General features: G+C 72.2%; 14 protein-coding genes and 2 pseudogenes. 6 read left to right on the plus strand and 10 right to left on the minus strand.

Annotation, left to right across the window (positions count from 1 at the left end):
- The first annotated feature begins 14 nt into the window (after positions 1-14).
- Positions 15-809, plus strand: a complete 795-nt coding sequence (locus AC4IHM_RS31625) for a DeoR/GlpR family DNA-binding transcription regulator (RefSeq protein WP_490870390.1) — start codon at positions 15-17, stop codon at positions 807-809.
- A gap of 27 nt (positions 810-836) precedes the next feature.
- On the opposite strand, the pseudogene AC4IHM_RS31630 reads toward AC4IHM_RS31625, so the two are convergent.
- Both AC4IHM_RS31630 and AC4IHM_RS31635 read right to left on the minus strand, forming a co-directional pair.
- Positions 837-1,253, minus strand: a pseudogene (locus AC4IHM_RS31630) (anhydro-N-acetylmuramic acid kinase); the annotation flags it as partial.
- A gap of 40 nt (positions 1,254-1,293) precedes the next feature.
- Positions 1,294-2,865 (minus strand): sodium:solute symporter, encoded by a 1,572-nt coding sequence (locus tag AC4IHM_RS31635; RefSeq protein WP_490870391.1) that lies wholly within the window; start codon positions 2,863-2,865, stop codon positions 1,294-1,296.
- Between the two features lie 224 nt (positions 2,866-3,089).
- Between AC4IHM_RS31635 and AC4IHM_RS31640 the strand changes: the two are divergent.
- Both AC4IHM_RS31640 and AC4IHM_RS31645 read left to right on the plus strand, forming a co-directional pair.
- A pseudogene (locus AC4IHM_RS31640) lies at positions 3,090-3,517 on the plus strand (MurR/RpiR family transcriptional regulator); the annotation flags it as partial.
- A gap of 373 nt (positions 3,518-3,890) precedes the next feature.
- Positions 3,891-5,204: an SGNH/GDSL hydrolase family protein gene (locus AC4IHM_RS31645; RefSeq protein ID WP_490870392.1), complete on the plus strand. Its 1,314-nt coding sequence runs from the start codon at positions 3,891-3,893 to the stop codon at positions 5,202-5,204.
- An 81-nt stretch (positions 5,205-5,285) separates the two neighbouring features.
- Here AC4IHM_RS31645 and AC4IHM_RS31650 read toward each other — a convergent pair whose 3' ends face one another.
- A complete protein-coding gene (locus AC4IHM_RS31650; protein WP_490870393.1) occupies positions 5,286-5,732 on the minus strand; it encodes an ATP-binding protein in 447 nt (148 codons plus the stop codon).
- A 290-nt stretch (positions 5,733-6,022) separates the two neighbouring features.
- Here AC4IHM_RS31650 and AC4IHM_RS31655 point away from each other — a divergent pair, with 290 nt between their 5' ends.
- The 3 genes from AC4IHM_RS31655 to AC4IHM_RS31665 are packed head-to-tail and all read left to right on the plus strand — an operon-like array spanning position 6,023 to position 8,035.
- Positions 6,023-6,895: a Sco1979 family transcriptional regulator gene (locus AC4IHM_RS31655; protein ID WP_490870394.1), complete on the plus strand. Its 873-nt coding sequence runs from the start codon at positions 6,023-6,025 to the stop codon at positions 6,893-6,895.
- Positions 6,892-7,209, plus strand: coding sequence for a DUF397 domain-containing protein (locus AC4IHM_RS31660; RefSeq protein WP_490870395.1), 318 nt, complete (start codon positions 6,892-6,894; stop codon positions 7,207-7,209). Before AC4IHM_RS31655 ends, AC4IHM_RS31660 begins: the two co-directional genes overlap by 4 nt.
- A 10-nt stretch (positions 7,210-7,219) precedes the next feature.
- Positions 7,220-8,035, plus strand: a complete 816-nt coding sequence (locus AC4IHM_RS31665) for an SAM-dependent methyltransferase (RefSeq protein WP_490870396.1) — start codon at positions 7,220-7,222, stop codon at positions 8,033-8,035.
- A 34-nt stretch (positions 8,036-8,069) separates the two neighbouring features.
- Here the strand turns inward: AC4IHM_RS31665 and AC4IHM_RS31670 are convergent, their stop codons facing one another.
- Genes AC4IHM_RS31670 through AC4IHM_RS31700 form a run of 7 tightly spaced genes read right to left on the minus strand, consistent with a single transcriptional unit; the run spans position 8,070 to position 15,579 of the window.
- Entirely contained in the window at positions 8,070-9,593 is a 1,524-nt protein-coding gene (locus tag AC4IHM_RS31670; RefSeq protein WP_490870397.1) for an amidohydrolase, read from the minus strand.
- On the minus strand, positions 9,590-10,225 hold the full coding sequence (locus AC4IHM_RS31675; RefSeq protein WP_490870398.1) for an FMN-binding negative transcriptional regulator: 636 nt from the start codon (positions 10,223-10,225) through the stop codon (positions 9,590-9,592). Before AC4IHM_RS31675 ends, AC4IHM_RS31670 begins: the two co-directional genes overlap by 4 nt.
- Before the next feature lie 12 nt (positions 10,226-10,237).
- A complete protein-coding gene (locus AC4IHM_RS31680) occupies positions 10,238-11,284 on the minus strand; it encodes an ABC transporter ATP-binding protein (protein ID WP_490870399.1) in 1,047 nt (348 codons plus the stop codon).
- Positions 11,274-12,296 carry an ABC transporter ATP-binding protein gene (locus tag AC4IHM_RS31685; protein WP_490870400.1) on the minus strand — a complete coding sequence of 341 codons (1,023 nt, stop codon included), beginning with the start codon at positions 12,294-12,296 and terminating at the stop codon, positions 11,274-11,276. Before AC4IHM_RS31685 ends, AC4IHM_RS31680 begins: the two co-directional genes overlap by 11 nt.
- 7 nt (positions 12,297-12,303) lie before the next feature.
- A complete protein-coding gene (locus AC4IHM_RS31690; RefSeq protein ID WP_490870401.1) occupies positions 12,304-13,209 on the minus strand; it encodes an ABC transporter permease in 906 nt (301 codons plus the stop codon).
- Positions 13,202-14,125 (minus strand): ABC transporter permease, encoded by a 924-nt coding sequence (locus AC4IHM_RS31695; RefSeq protein ID WP_490870402.1) that lies wholly within the window; start codon positions 14,123-14,125, stop codon positions 13,202-13,204. Before AC4IHM_RS31695 ends, AC4IHM_RS31690 begins: the two co-directional genes overlap by 8 nt.
- Positions 14,122-15,579, minus strand: coding sequence for a M14 family zinc carboxypeptidase (locus AC4IHM_RS31700; RefSeq protein ID WP_490870403.1), 1,458 nt, complete (start codon positions 15,577-15,579; stop codon positions 14,122-14,124). Before AC4IHM_RS31700 ends, AC4IHM_RS31695 begins: the two co-directional genes overlap by 4 nt.
- Positions 15,580-15,615 lie beyond the last annotated feature (36 nt).

Consider the following 15,615-nt stretch of genomic DNA (forward strand, 5'->3'; position numbering starts at 1 on the left):
AGGGAGACCAGATCATGACCTCGGACGGCGAGCACCCTCCGCTGATCCCCGACCAGCGCCGTGAACAGCTCCTGAAGCACCTGCGGCGCGACGGCGTGCTCAGCGTCCAGCAGATCACCCGGCTGCTCTGCGTCTCCCACATGACGGTGCGACGCGACATCGCCGAACTCGAACGCAAGGGACTGGTGTTCTCCGTCCCCGGCGGCGTCCGCATCGCCAGCACCATCAACAGCGAACCCGGCTTCCTCGACAAGTCGCAGGTCGAGCAGCCCCAGAAACGGGCGATGGCCGCCGAGGCCGCCCGCCTGGTCCAGGACGGCATGACCGTCTACCTGGACGCCGGCACCACCCTGCTCGCCATGGTGCCCGCGCTCGCCCAGTTGCCGAACCTCACCGTGGTCACCAACGACTTCACCACCATCGGCCGACTGATGGACGCGGAGAACCTGGAACTGGTGCACGTCGGCGGACGCGTCGACGTCTCCAACCGCTCCAGCGTCGGCCGGCTCGCGGCGGACACCCTGCGGCGACTCGCCCTGGACATCGCCTTCATCAGCACCAGTTCCTGGGACCTGCTCAGGGGCTCCACGACCCCCTCGGAGTCCAAAGTGGACGTCAAGCAGGCGGCCATGGCCTCGGCGGCGCACTCCGTCCTCGTGGCCGGCTCCTCCAAGTACGGCACCTTCGGCCGCTACCGCGTGGCTCCCCTGACCGCCTTCGAGACCATCGTCACCGACACCGATCTGACCGAGGCGGCGGCCGAGGGCATCCGCGCCGGCGGCTCCTCCCTGGTCCTGGCGCACCTCTGAACCCCGCCGGACGGGGGCCGCGACCGGTCAGGACAGCGGTCCACCGGTGATCCGCGGCACCCGCGGCGGGGCGCCGGCCGGTTCGGGCAGGCGCAAGGGCGCCGTCCCCGGCGTGATGCTGCCGAGGAGCGAGGCCCGGCGCGCACCCGTGCCCGAAGGGATCGCGCCGGGAAGCCCGTTGACGGTCAGGAAGCCCAGGAGAGCGAAGGCCAGCGCCTCCTTGGCGTCGGACGGCAGCCCCAGTTCGTCGCCGGCGCCGAGGGGCACACCGGGCAGCTCCTCGGCGATCATGCCCAGCAGGACCGGGTTGCGCGCGCCGCCGCCGGATACGACGAGCCGGGTGACCCCGTGCGCACGGCAGGCGTCGGCCACCGTGACGGCGCTGACCCTGGCCAGGGTCGCCGGCACGTCGTCGCTCCCGGCGACGGGTGCCGCGGCCAGCGCATCAGGCCGATCACACGCACGGTGTCTCCCCGGGGCGAGGTCACTTCCGGTCGGCCGTCGTGGTCAGCGAGTCCGGCCCGGGGCCCGGCCGCGCGTCGTCCGCCGTGACCTCACCGGCCGCGGGAGCGCGGTGGAACAGGCTCAGCACCCCGCCGACGACGAGCGTGATCACCACACCGACGGGCACGAGCCACTGGGCCGCGATCGCCTGGGACACCGTGGTACCGCCCGTGGTGACGTCGATCTTCACCCCGCGCACGATGTACGTCATGACCCCGGCGGTGACCAGGAACGCCACGACGGAGTCGGCCTCGTCGGCGCGGGTGACCAGCCGCCCGAGGAGGAACGCGCCGAGCAGCGCACCGTAGGTGTAGCCCGCGATGGTCAGACCGGTCAGATAGACGTTGCCCGTGCTCTCGCTGAACCCGCAGGCGAAGACGGCCATCAGGGTCGCCCAGACCAGGGTCGTCCAGCGGGCGAGCCGGAGCAGTCCCTCCTCGGACGGGGTGCTGCGGAAGAAGCTGTGGATGATGTCGGCGACCGTCGAGTTCGACATGGAGTTCAGCGCCGAGGACAGCGAGCCCATCGCGGCGCCCAGGATGCCGGCCACGAGCAGACCCGAGACGACGACGGGCAGTGAGTGCAGGATGAACTCGGGGTACAGGTTGTCGGAGCTGGACAGCCCCAGCTCCGAGAACGACCTGCCCTCGTTGTACGACCACAGCAGCGCGCCGACGAGCGAGAAGGCGGCGAACTGGACGGTGACGAAGACACCCGAGGCGATCATGGCCTTCTGGCCCTCGCGCAGCGTCCGGGTGGCCAGCACCCGCTGGACGATGAGCTGGTCGGAGCCGTGGCTGGCCATGGCGAAGACGGCGCCGCCCACGATGGCGGTGGGCAGGGCGAACGGGCTGGTGAGGACGTGGGCGAGGTTGAAGTCCGTGTCGAACAGCGCGAATCGGCCGGCGTCCAGGGCGCGCGCGTAGCCCTCCCCGCCGACGTGGGCGGACAGCACGGCGACGGCGAGCAGCGCGCCGCCGAGGTAGAGGCCCATCTGGATGGCGTCGGTCCAGATGACCGCCTTGATGCCGCCCAGGTAGGTGTAGACCACGGTGATCAGGGTGAGCACGATGATGATCACGCGGTAGCTCGGGTGCACGCCGAACTCGTCGAGCAGCAGCTTGATCGGGATGGCGGAGGCGAACAGCCGGACCCCCTCCGCGAGGAGCCGGGTGAACACGAAGGTCACCGAGGCGAGCCCCTGCAACTTCAGGCCGAACCGGTCGCCCAGGTACTGGTAGGCGCTGACGAACCCGCCGCGCTTGTAGAGGGGGATCAGCACGGTGGCCACGACGACGCGTCCGATGACGTAGCCGAGGGCGAGTTCGACGTTTCCGAAGGCCTGTCCGCTGTAGGCGCCGCCCGGAACACTGATCACGGTCAGCACGCTGGTCTCGGTGGCGACGACGGAGAAGGAGACGGTCCACCACGGCATGTGGCCTTCACCGACGAAGTAGTCCTTCGCCGACTTCTGCCGGCCGGCCTTCCGCAGACCGATCCAGGCGATCCCGATCAGATAGACCACGATCACCACGAGGTCGAGTTGACGCACGCTCGCTCCTAGACACGGGCCGGTGGTGTCGTCGATGCCCACCGGGCCGTCGGTGACCGGTGCGGATCGCCGTCCGAGTATGGGAATGCCGTCCCCCGTATGTCAATAAATGACGTGCCGTTGGTGAATAAGTGAATTTCTTACCAAATAGGCGGAATCCGCGCCCTGGGGGACCGGGCGAGCACCTCGGCCGCCACCGTGATGAGGTTCTGCCGCACCATCGGCACGGGCAACTCCACTGCATGGGTCACATCGCCTTCGCCCGGAGCGACCGGCACGCGGCACTCACCGCGACGGCCCTCCTCGGGCCCGGCGACGTGGCACTGGCCGTCTCCCACTCCGGCGAGACCGAGGACACCGTCGAACCCCTCCAGGCCGCGGCCGAACGCGGCGCCACCACCATCGCCCTGACCAAGACCCCGGCTCCACCCTCGCGACCGGCGCCGACCTCGTGCTGGCGACCTGCGCCCGCGAGACCCCGTTCAGGTCCGGGGCGACGGTGAGCCGCATCGCCCAACTCGCCGTCATCGACTGTTTTTTCGTCGGTGTCGCACAGCGCCCCTACGACGCTGCGGCCATCGCCGTCGAGAAGACCTACGGGGCCGTCCAGCGCCGGCGGCGTCCCGCGCGCCGCACCGCGGCCGGCACCTGACGCGCTGTCAATTCCTGCCGCGCGGGCGAACGCCACGCCGATCCGCGGGCGACGACAGGGCGGACGAGTGGCCGCGGCACGGTTCCGGGGGAGCGTGGTCGGTGTCTACGATGCGGGGGTCGCCGGAGCGTCCCGCGTGGCGGAGGGTGCGTGCGGCAGTCCTCGCGGACCCGTACCCGAAGCCCACCACCGCCCGATCACCCGCCCGACCAACGCCCCACCACCGTACGGCCACCGGCCGGACGGCCCGCGCCGTCGGGTCGCCCGTCGCGGCCGTCGGACGGATCGAGAAAGGGGAGACCGCCCCGGGCCCGCGCACTGCCCCACCGCGGTCGACCGCACCCGCTCAGTCACGTCGGAAAGGCAGGCACCCATGCGCCGTCTCCTTGCCCGAGCACTCGGCCCCCTCCGGGACCCCCTGGCCACAGGCGTCGCGGCCGCCCTGGCCCTGACCCTGGCGTCGTCGGTCCTCACCGCGTCCGCGACGACCGCTGCCCCCGGACCCGAACGTCCGGAGACCGACGCCTGGTTCACGTCCTGGGCCGGCTCCCAGCAGAACCTCGCCCCCACGCCGCTGCGTGATCAGTCCCTCCGCATGATCACCCACCTGAGCCAGGGCGGCGACGCACTGCGGATACGCGTCCAGAACACCTTCGGCGCGACCCCCCTCACCGTCGACGCCGCGACGGTGGGACGCGGCAGCGGCAAGGACGCCGCGACGCGGGGCCGCCCGAGCCCCGTCACCTTCGACGGCCGGCGCGAGGTCGTCGTCCCGCCCGGCGGCGAGGTGTGGAGCGACCCCGCCCCACTCAGGACCGCGGCCCAGGACGACATCGCGGTCTCGCTCTCCGTCTTTGGCACGGTGCGGCCCGGCCGGCACGAGAGCGCCTTCCGCACCAACTACCTGACTCCGCCCGGCTCGGGCGACCACACCGCCGATCCGGCAGGCACCGCCTACACCGGGACGACCGGCTCCACCTACCTGGTCAGCGCGGTCGACGTGCGCAATCCGCGGCTGCGGGGCAGCCTCGTGGCCTACGGCAGCTCGGTGGTCGACGGGACCGGCTCGACCGACTGCGGGCCGGACTGCACCCGGCCCGGCGAGGACCTGCGGTGGACGGACGGCCTCGCCCGGCGGATCGCGGCCGAACTGCCTCCCACGCGGCAGTTCGCCGTCGCCAACGCGGGCATCGGCGGCACCACCAGCGCCGCCACCTGCCCGGACATCGGCGACTCCGTCCGCGGCCTGGACGCCGCGGCCAGGCTGGAGCGGGACGTCCTGGCACTGCACGGGGTCACCGGAGTCCTCTACTACTACGGGACCAACGACCTCGCCGCCGGATGCGACGCCGCGCAGATCCTCACGAGTTACCGCGAGGTCTTCCGCCGACTGCGCGCCGCGGGCATCAAGGTGTACGTCACACCCATCACCCCGCGCCCCGGCTACAGCGACCGGAACAACCGCGACCGGCACGCCGTCGGCACGTTCGTGTCGAAGTGGAACGACTGCGGCGGTACCTGCGACGGAGTCCTCCCCTTCGACCAGGTGCTCAAGGACCCCGTGCGGCCCAACAGCATCCACCCGCCCTACGACGCGGGGGACGGAATCCACGCGAACATCGCCGGCCAGCAGGCCCTCGCCGACATCGTCTCGCTCCCGATGCTGGCCGCCTCCGCGCGCCGCTGACGCCCGGCCGAGGGGACGGCCGTACGGCTCAAGCCCCTTGTGCGCCAAGGGAGTCGAGGACGGTGCCGATCGCGGCCGGGGTCAGAACTCGACCCGCAGATCCGCCCAGACCACGGTGCCCCCGGTGCGGGTCGAGCCGGCACTCCCCCAGGAGTCCGCCAGCTGCTGCACGATCAGCAGACCCCGGCCGCTCTCGTCCTCGGCGCCGGGCCGGGCGCCGGACGGGCGGGACGCCGTGCGTCCGTCGTCGTGCACCTCGATCCGCAGCCGCCCGCCGGAGGTCAGCGACAGCCCGCACAGCAGGTTGTCGCTGACGGTGTGGACGACGGCGTTGGTGGTCAGCTCCGAGACGAGCAGCACCGCGTCGGTGCACACGTCGCCCGGCAGCCGCCACGCGCGCAGCCGGCGGCGGACCGTGTCACGGGCCGCCCGCACGTTCGTGTGGAGCGAGGGCAGGTCGAACCAGTGCTCCAGGTCCGGCCACGAGGGTGGTAAGAGTCCTGAAGAAGAGGTCGTGTGGGGGGTCACATTGATCGCCTTCCAGAGCGGAGGGGCGCGGTGCGAGGAGCGGACCTGAGCGGGCGGGGCAGGGGGTGACCTGCTGTCCGAACGCACGAAGACACAACTTGGCGGGGTGCAACCGAAGTTGGCGGCGCGTCATCCGATCGGCGGGCTCGCTCACATGCGTCACTATGCTGGTTGTCCGGTTCATGCTGCAACCGGATCCCTGATAATTTCAGGAAGTCGTATTCGGCCTGGCGCTATCACCAAGTCGCTGTCACAATCGGGCGGGTGACAGCCCATCAGGAGGTAGGGGCGTGAGCGAAGCCCGATCCGGCACCGGCACGAGTGCTCCCACGGTCCTGCGCATGATCCTCGGCCGACGCCTTCAGGACATGCGGCAGAGCGCGGGCGCCTCACTGGCCGACGCCGCCAAGGCTCTGCGGGTGACGTCCCTGACCATCCGCCGGCTGGAGAAGGCCGAAGTTCCCCTCAAACCGCTCTATGTCGAGAAGCTCTTACAGACCTACGGCGCCGGGCGGCAGGAGACGGAAGAGTTCGTCGCCCTCGCCGAACAGGCCAACAAGCCCGGCTGGTGGTACGCCTACCGCGACGTGCTGCCCAGCTGGTTCACCGCGTACGTGAGCCTGGAGACCGGCGCCAGGACCCTGCGCACCTACGAACCCCACTACGTCACGGGACTTCTGCAGACCCAGGCCTACGCCCGCGGCGTACTGGGCGGAGGCTTCCCGAACGAAACCGACGAGGAGCTGGAACGCCGCGTCAACCTGCGGCTGCGCCGGCAGAGCCTGCTGGAGCGGGAGAACGCGCCCACCCTCTGGGTGGTCATGGAGGAAGCCGTCCTGCACCGCAGCGTCGGCGGCCCCGAGGTGATGCGCGAGCAGATCGACCGGCTCCTGGAGGTCTCCGAGCTGGAACACGTCAGCATCGACATCCTGCCGTTCGCCGTAGGCGCCCACGTCGGGGCCTGCGCTCCCTTCACGTACTTCCGGTTCGAGGAACCCGAACTGCCGGACATCGTCTACAGCGAGATCCTCTCGGCCTCGGTGTACCTGGACGAACGCGCGGACGTCGTCGCGCATCTCGAGGCGCACAACAGGATGTCGCTGCTGACCTCGTCCCGGGACAGCAAGGCACTCCTGGACCGCATGCGCAAGGAGTACTCATGACCACGACCGACGACACCGTGTACAACGGGATGCCCGCCGCGGACCTCGGCGAACAGGGCTGGGAACGCCCGTGGAGCGGCCCCAACGGAGGCCAGTGCGTGGAGACCAAGAGGCTCGCCGACGGACGGGTCGCGGTGCGCCAGTCGACCGACCCGGCCGGCCCGGCGCTCATCTACACGCCCGAGGAGATCGGCGCGTTCCTCCGAGGGGTCAAGCAGGGCATGGCCGACCACCTCGCGGCGGGCCGGGAAGGACAGCGGGACGGGGCCGCCCGCGGCCACGACCTGCCCGGCACACCGCAGCACACTCTTTGAAGGGGACAGGATGGGCAACACTCACGGCGTGCGGGACCTCGACACCAGCAGGCCGCACTCGGCTCGAATGTACGACTACTACCTGGGCGGCAAGGACCACTTCCCGGTCGACAAGCAGGCCGCCGAAGCGGTCGCCGACGCCTACCCGGGCATCTTCACCTGCGCCCGGGAGAACCGCGCCTTCATGCACCGCGCGACCCGGGTACTGGCACAGGAGCACGGCATCCGCCAGTGGCTCGACATCGGCACCGGCATTCCCACCGAGCCGAACGTGCACCAGGTGGCGCAGTCCGTGGTCCCCGAGGCCAGGGTGGTCTACGCCGACAACGACCCGCTGGTACTGAAGTACGCCGAGCGTCTGATGCGCAGCACCCCGCAGGGCCGCACCACCTACATCGAGGCCGATGTCAACGACCCCGACTCCCTGCTGAGCGCGCCCGAACTGACCGAGGTGCTCGACCCGTCCCGGCCGGTCGCGCTGTCCCTGAACGCGCTGATGCACTTCGTCACCGACGCGGCCGACCCGTACGGCATCGTCGGCCGGCTGATGGCGGCCCTCCCCTCGGGCAGCGCACTCGCACTGAGCCACTGCACGCCCGACTTCGACCCGCCCACCTGGAAGAAGGTCACCGACATCTACACCGGCTCGGGCACGCCGGTGCAGTTCCGCCCGCGACAGGACGTTGCCCGCTTCTTCGAGGGGCTCGACCTGCTCGACCCCGGCGTCACCGTCGGCCACCGCTGGCGGCCGACCCGGCCCGAGGGCCCCGAGACCCCGACGGACGCGCAGGTCAGCCTGTGGGCGGGGGTCGGAATCAAGCCGTGACGGACCGCGCCGTCCGGGTAGGAGCGCCCGGCGGTCAGGACGGCGGGTGGGTCCACGCGCCGGCGAGCATGGTCGCGTGGACCGGCATCTCACGCAGGGTGGCGGTGTTCGCGGTCAGCGGGTCGGCGTCGGTGACCACCAGGTCCGCGGCGTCGCCGACCCGGACGAGCCGCCGGCCCCGGGACGAGCCGGTGAGGGCGGCCCGTACGGAGATGCGCTGCTCGGGATGCCAGGGCGGGCGCTCGTCGCCGGTCCGGGTGACCGCGGAGGCGATGGTCAGCCAGGGGTCGAGCGGGGCGACGGGGGCGTCGGAGCCGAGTTCGAGGACGGCTCCGGACGCCAGCAGGTCGGCGAAGGCGTAGGCGCGGTGGGTACGCCCCGCCCAGTGCCGCTCCGCGACATCCCGGTCGTCCACGGCGTGGGTGGGCTGGACGCTGACGGTGACGCCCAGTTCGGCGAAGCGCGGCACGTCCTTGGCGGCGAGGAGCTGGCCGTGCTCGACCCGGCCCCGGCAGCGCACCGTCTCGAAGGCGTCCAGGGCCATTTCGTTGGCGCGGTCCCCGATGGCGTGCACGGCGGGCACGATGCCGTGGCCGGAGGCCCGGCGCAGCAGGGACACGAGATCCCGCGGGGACACCTCCTCCAGCCCCCGCGCACCCGGCGCCCCGGGGTCCCGGCCGGGGTACGGGTCGTGGCACAGCGCGGTGCGGGTGTTGAGGGAGCCGTCGGTGAGCAGCTTGAACGGCCCGACCTCCAGCAGCCCGCCCGGGACGGGGAGCGGCCGGCCGGTGCGCAGGCCGCGGGCGATCGCGGAGTCCAGGTGGGGGAGCCAGATCGCGGCCGCCACCCGCAGCGGGAAGGCCGCGCCGGTCATCCGCCGCGTCCAGTCCGTGATGTTGTCGGCGTACTCGAAGTCGACGACGCCGGTGACGCCCCGCGCGGCGGCGGCCACGCAGGCCTCCCGTACCCAACGGTCCGTCACCTCCGGTGGCACGGTGGTGAGTTCGGCGATGGCCCGCATGCTGTCGCCCTCGAACAGCAGCCCGGTGGGATGGTCGCCGCGGTCCACCGCGGCCAGCGCTGCCGAGTTGAGCCAGGCGCAGTGCAGATCCATGCTGATCAGCAGCGTCGGGCGGTCCGGTATCAGGGAGTCCAGCAGGTTCTTGTGCGGGGTGTCGGGCCACAGTCCGTCGCGGAAGCCGTAGCCGACCAGCGGCTCGCCCGGCGGCAGCGTGCCGGCCCGCCCCGCGGCGGCGTCCGCGGCCTCGCGGGCCGAGCCCGCGCCGGACAGGTCGAGGCGGCGCCGCACGCCGGCCCACTGGACCATGTGGACGTGCGCGTCCCACAGGCCCGGCAGCAGGGTGCGTCCGTCGAGGTCGAGATCCTGTCCTTCGGCCCGCGGGGACGTGCCCGCCGGGTGGACGGCCGTGACGAGGCCGTCCTCGATCCGTACGTCGCTCGGCGGCCCGCCGGCACCGAGGTGGACCCGGCGCAGGGTGACGGGGGCAGCGGCGGCCCTTTCGGTGCCGGCGGTCACGGTGGTCGTGGTCGGGGTCACGGCTTCCTCCGGATGTCGCGCATGACACGGGCGAGTTCGGGATGAGCGTAGGGCTGATCGGACTCAAGCGCCTTCGCCAGGCGGAGCACGACGTTTTCGGGCTCGTCCTGGCTGAGTTTCGCCTTGGCCGTCACTCGCGACGCGGGCAGCCGGAACCCGGTGACGCCCCGGGCGATGCGCTGGGCGTAGCCCTCGACCCGGTCGAGCCGCCAGGGCTCGGCGAATCGGTCCTCGAAGTGGTCGACGGTGGCGGACAGGACGTTGTAGGTGTCGTCGGCGGCGAGGACCTCGGGGCGGCCGTGGATGTGCAGCACGGTGAAGTTCCAGGTGGGGACGTGCGGTGTCTCCTCGTACCAGACGGGTGAGAGGTAGCCGTGCGGCCCCTGGACGATCACGGCGACATCGTGGGAGGCGAGTTCGTGCTCCCGCGCGTCGGCGCGGGCCAGATGGCCGAGGAGGGTGAGCGCGTCGGCCGGGTCGTCGGGAGCGGCCGGCTCGACCAGCACCGGCAGGTGGGAGACGACCAGGCCGTGGCGGGTGGTGTTGCTGATCAGGGTGGCCCAGGGGTGGGCACGGACGAGGTCACGGATCCACCCGGGGTCCTCGACCCGGAAGATCTCCTGTCGCAGCATCTGTTCCGTCCGTCAGTTCTCGGGAAAGTGGCAGGCGACCCGGCGCGGGCCGCCGGGCTCGGTCGGCGTCAGCACGGGCCGTTCCTCGGTGCAGACCTTCTCGCTCTTCCAGCAGCGGGTGTGGAAGGGACAGCCGGCCGGCGGACTGGCCGGGCTCGGCGGGTCCCCCTGCAGCACGATGCGCTCCCCCCGCCCCCGGCGGCGCGGGTCCGGTTCGGGAACGGCGGAGAGCAGGGCCCGGGTGTAGGGATGCGCGGGACGGTCGTACACGGTGTCGCGGTCGCCCTGCTCGACGATCCGGCCCAGGTACATGACGGCGATCTCGTCGGCGATGTTCCTGACCACGGCCAGATCGTGCGCGATGAAGACGTAGGAGAGAGCGAATGTGCGCTGCAACTGCTTGAGCAGGTTCATCACCTGCGCCTGGACGGACACGTCGAGCGCGGACACCGGTTCGTCGCAGACCAGGATCCTGGGGCGCAGGGCGAGCGCGCGGGCGATGCCGAGGCGCTGGCGCTGGCCGCCGGAGAACTGGTGCGGGTGGCGGTGCCCGTGCTCCGGGTCGAGCCCGACCATCTCCAGCAGTTCACGTGCCCGGACGAGGCGCTCCTCCTTCGAGGCCGGGACGCGGTGGATGTCCATCGGCTCGCGGACGATCTCCAGCGCGGTCATCCGGGGGTCGAGCGAGGTGTACGGGTCCTGCATGACGAGCTGGATGTCCCGCCTGCGGCGCCGCAGTTCGGCCCGTGGCAGGCGCAGCAGGTCCCGGCCGTCCACGCGCACGGTGCCGGAGGTGGGACGGTCCAGGGCCATCAGGAGCCGGGTCAGGGACGACTTGCCGCAGCCGGACTCGCCGACCAGCCCGAGCGTCGTGCCGGTGCGCAGGGTCAGGTCGACACCGTCGACGGCGCGGACCGTCGCGCGGCCCCGGCCGACCCCGAACAGGCCCCCGGAGCCGTAGTGCTTGACCAGCCCCCGCGCCTCCAGAAGGGCGGGCGGGGCGGGTTCGGCGGCGGTGGCGGGCCGGACCTTTGCGAGTTTTGTGACGTCATCGGGCACGGGAGGCCTCCAGCGGGTAGTGGCAGGCGACGAGCCGTGCGGAGGGGACCGGGAGCAGTTCGGGGCGGTGCGCCGAGCAGGAATCGCCGGCGGCGGAGCAGCGCGGGCGGAAGGAGCAGCCGGCGGGCAGCGGCCCGGGGCCCGGCGGGGTGCCCGGGATGGGGGTGAGGTCGCCGGCGGGTGTGTCGAGGCGGGGCAGGGCGGCGAGCAGGCCCGCGGTGTAGGGGTGGGCGGGGCGGTCGTAGAGCTGCTCGACCGGCGCCTGCTCCACGATGTGCCCGGCGTACATGATGGCGACCCGGTCGGCGGTTCCGGCGGCGAGCCCGAGGTCGTGGGTGATCAGCAGCAGCGCGGATCCGCTCTCCTCGCGGAGTTCGGCGAGGAGTTCCATGATCTGGGCCTGCACGGTCACGTCCAGGGCGGTGGTCGGTTCGTCCGCGATCAGGATGTCGGGGGCGAGCGCGACCGCCGCCGCGATCATGATGCGCTGGCGCATGCCGCCGGAGAACTGGTGCGGGTAATCGCCGTAGCGGCGGGCGGGGTCGGGGATGCGTACCCGGGCCATCAGCTCGACGGCGCGGGCGCGTGCCGCGCGCCGGCCGACGCCCTCGTGGGCCCGGATCACCTCGGCGATCTGGTGGCCCACGGTGAGCGTGGGGTTGAGGGCGGACAGGGCGTCCTGGAAGATCATCGCGATGTGCCTGCCGCGCCGGGCGCGCAACGCGTCGGCGTCCAGGGTGAGCAGATCCGTGCCGCGGTGGCGGACGCTGCCGCCGACCCGGGCGGTGGCAGCGGGCAGCAGGCCCATCAGCGCCATCGCGGACAGGCTCTTGCCGGACCCGGACTCGCCGATGAGGGCCAGGGTCTCGCCCTCGCGCAGGGTGAAGGAGACGCCGCGGACCACCCGCCGGCACTCCGGGGCGCCCGCGGTCCGGGACAGCAGGTCGACGGTCAGGTCCTCGGCCTCCAGCAGGGGCCGGGGCTCGGCGCTCCCGCCTTCGCTCGTGGTCATCTCACGGTCACCGTCCTCTCGGGTCCAGGGCGTCGCGCACGGTGTCCGCGAAGGTGATGAGGACGAAGACGGTGAAGGAGAGGAACAGCCCGGGGAAGATCAGCAGATGCGGGTGGGCGCGGAAGGAGTTCTGCGCGCCGGCGAGCTGAAGTCCCCAGGAGATCGAGGGGGGTTGCAGCCCGACGCCGAGGAAGGTCAGCGCGGCCTCGGCCACGATGACGCCGCCGACGGTGATGCCGGCCAGGACGAGGACCGGGGTGAGCGCGTTGGGCAGGATGTGCCGGCGGACGATGTCCCAGGGGCCCGCGCCGAGACTGCGGGCCATCACCACGTAGTCGGCCTCGCGCACCGACCGGACGGAGGCGCGGACCACCCGGGTCATGGTCGGCCAGCCGAACAGCGCCAGCACGGCGGCCACCGTCGGTATGTCGCGGGTGGTCACGGTGTTGAGCACGACGATCGCGCCGAGCAGGAAGGGAAAGCCGAGGAAGACATCGGTGATCCGGGCGATCACGCTGTCCACGATCCGGCCCGCCATACCGGCGAGGCAGCCGAGGACGAGCGCCACGGCGAGGGAGGCGCCGGTGGCGAGGAAGCCCACACCGAGCGAGGCACGCGCCCCGTGGATGACGTTGGCGTACAGGTCGCAGCCCTGGACGTCGTAGCCGAAGGGGTGCCCGGCGGACGGCCCCTGAGCGCTGCGGGTCAGGTCGCAGACGGTCGGGTCGCCGTGCCCGAACCAGCCCGCGAAGAGGCCCGGTACGGCGGCGACGAGGACGAGCAGCAGGAGGCAGCCGCCGGTGAGCGCGAACGCGGGCCTGCGGCGCAGCTCGCGCCGTCCGGCGCGGCCGGAGGAGGCAGGCGCGGCGCCGGGCGGGGTGTCCTTCGGCGGCGCGGTCAGGGTGTCAGTCATGGCGGATCCTCGGGTCCAGGAGGCTGTTGAGGAGGTCGACCAGCACACTCGCGGCCAGGAAGATCAGGATCAGCGCCGTCGACACCCCCACCACCGTCGGTCCGGTGTGCCCCCGGATGGCCTGGAAGAGCAGTTGGCCGATGCCGGGCAGGTTGAAGACACCCTCGATGATCACGGTGCCGCCGAGGAGGTATCCGAGGTCGACGGCGAGATAGGTGACGGCCGGGATCAGGGAGTTGCGCAGGACGTGCACGCCGACCACCCTGCGCCGGGTGAGGCCCTTGGCGACGGCCGTACGGACGTAGTCGGCGCGCAGGTTGTCGATGACCTCGGCCCGCACCAGCCGGGACACCGAGGCCAGTCCGAAGGCCGCGACGCACAGCGCGGGCAGCACATAGCTCGACGGCCAGCCGTCCGCGACCCCGGCCACCGGGACCAGCCCGAGCCTCACGCCGAAGACGACCTGCGCGGTGTACGCGAGCACGAACACCGGGACGGAGGTGGCGCCGATGGTGAACGCCAGTACGGTGCGGTCCGTCCAGGTGCCCCGGCGCAGTGCCGCGAGCAGGCCGAGGCCGATGCCGACGACGGCCTCGATCACCCAGGCGGTCAGGGCCAGTTTGACGGTGACCGGCCAGCGGTCGGCCATCTGCTCGGCGACCGGCCGGCCGGTGAAGTCCGTGCCCAGGTCGCCCCGGAACAGCCCGGCCAGGTAGTGGCCGTACTGGACCAGCAGGGGATCGTCCAGGTGGTGCTGTTCGCGCAGCGCCCGTACCACGCTCGGGGCCAGCGGCCGGTCGCCGGCGAGCGCGGCGACGGGATCGCCGGGCAGTACGTAGGTCATCGCGTAGATGACGAGGCTGATGCCGAAGAAGACGACCAGCGCCTCCGTCAGCCGGCGTATGAGATAGGTCATCGTGGTTCCCCGGTGTGGTCCGGGCGGACGGCGGCGGTGGCGCGGGTGCGCGTGTGGTCGGCGGCGGCGAGCAGCGCGGCGTACTGGATGCCGGCCAGGGTGGGGATGGCGACGGGATCGCCGGTGGCCGGGGCCGCCTCGCGTTCCCAGGCCTCGTAGGTGGTGAGCAACTCCCGTCGGCAGGCGCGCACTTCGGGGGTGGCGGTGCCGGCGGTCAGTTCGGCGTCGAGGGCGCGCAGCAGCATGCCGCCGATGCGGACGCGGAAGCTGTGCACGCTCGCCTCGCAGTCGTGGCGCTCGGCGACGGTGGCGGGCCGGTCCGGCAGGTTCTCGACGTGGGCCGACTCCAGTGCGGCGACCTCGGTCAGCGAGGGGACGAAGTCACGCACCGCCCGCAGGAAGGGGGTCGGGATGTTCAGGTGGGGGCCCGCCCGGTCGAGGATGCCTCCCAGATACGCGCCGGTCTCGCCCAGGGCGCCGGCCCGGCGTGCGACCACGTCCGCGTACCGCTCCTCGGCGGGCGAGTCGTCGTCGGCGTCGGGATGGCTCCAGTGCGGGACCTCGGTGACGAAGTAGAAGGTGCCGTACCGCTCGGCGTAGGCGGCGCTGGACGATCCCGCGATCTTGGCGGCGGCGTCGGCGCCCAGCCCTTCGAGGTAGTCGTAGGCGTCCTTCATGTCGATGCAGCCGTAGACCGCCGGGGCGTAGCGGGGAGCGTGCGCGGCCTCGGGCTCTCCGGTGGCCAGGGGCATGCCGAGGGAGGCCGGGATGTCGGCGAGGGCGCCGTACAGCTCGGGCGCCGGCCGGTTCATGTAGTAGTAGACGCCGCCCGCCTCGCAGTTGTGCAGGGTGGTCAGGAAGCGGGGGCGGGTGGCGTCCAGCAGCCGCATCAGCGCCAGTGTCTCCGGCAGGACGCGGTCGAAGTAGGCGTTCTTGTACGCGAAGGGGAAGGTCCACTCGACCTGTTGGTTGCCGGCCGGGCGGTAGAAGTGGCGGCCGTAGGCGCGCTTGTCGGCGGGCGCGGCGAACCAGCCCTCGTTGAGCCGGGCCCCGTCGGGGTCGACGCAGGGCACGATGTGCCAGGCGCCGCCGAAGTGGGCGCGCAGGCCGGGGTCCTCGCACAGGGTGGTGGCGAGGTGCAGGGCCGTGACCGCGCCGACGGGCTCGTTGGGGTGGACGCCGCCGACGACGACGTATCCGCCGCCTTCCTCGGCGGCGGTGCGCTCCTCGGCCACGGTGAAGCAGTACAGGGGCTCGCCGAGGGTGGAGGTGCCGATCCGGCGCTCGGTGAGCAGGCCGGGGTGGAGTGCCGCCAACTCGCGGAAGCGGGCGAGGAGTTCGTCCACGGCCGGGTAGGCGTGGGTCGGCGGGACGCTCGCGGCGCGGCGCACCCAGGCGGCGGGTCCCACGGCGGACGGGGCACAGGAGGCGGACTGGGGGGTCGCGGCTGTCATACGGGTGTGGGTCTCCGTGCTAGAGGGGGGTACGGG

Source organism: Streptomyces sp. SL06, assembly GCF_058244745.1.

What these genes read in the sequence shown, in the direction of transcription:
- AC4IHM_RS31625 (WP_490870390.1), top strand. Translation starts at nt 15, where the DNA reads ATGACCTCGGACGGCGAGCACCCTCCGCTGATCCCCGACCAGCGCCGT.
- AC4IHM_RS31645 (WP_490870392.1), top strand. Translation starts at nt 3,891, where the DNA reads ATGCGCCGTCTCCTTGCCCGAGCACTCGGCCCCCTCCGGGACCCCCTG.
- AC4IHM_RS31660 (WP_490870395.1), top strand. Translation starts at nt 6,892, where the DNA reads ATGACCACGACCGACGACACCGTGTACAACGGGATGCCCGCCGCGGAC.
- AC4IHM_RS31665 (WP_490870396.1), top strand. Translation starts at nt 7,220, where the DNA reads ATGGGCAACACTCACGGCGTGCGGGACCTCGACACCAGCAGGCCGCAC.
- AC4IHM_RS31675 (WP_490870398.1), bottom strand. Translation starts at nt 10,225, where the DNA reads ATGCTGCGACAGGAGATCTTCCGGGTCGAGGACCCCGGGTGGATCCGT.
- AC4IHM_RS31685 (WP_490870400.1), bottom strand. Translation starts at nt 12,296, where the DNA reads ATGACCACGAGCGAAGGCGGGAGCGCCGAGCCCCGGCCCCTGCTGGAG.
- AC4IHM_RS31690 (WP_490870401.1), bottom strand. Translation starts at nt 13,209, where the DNA reads ATGACTGACACCCTGACCGCGCCGCCGAAGGACACCCCGCCCGGCGCC.
- AC4IHM_RS31695 (WP_490870402.1), bottom strand. Translation starts at nt 14,125, where the DNA reads ATGACCTATCTCATACGCCGGCTGACGGAGGCGCTGGTCGTCTTCTTC.
- AC4IHM_RS31700 (WP_490870403.1), bottom strand. Translation starts at nt 15,579, where the DNA reads ATGACAGCCGCGACCCCCCAGTCCGCCTCCTGTGCCCCGTCCGCCGTG.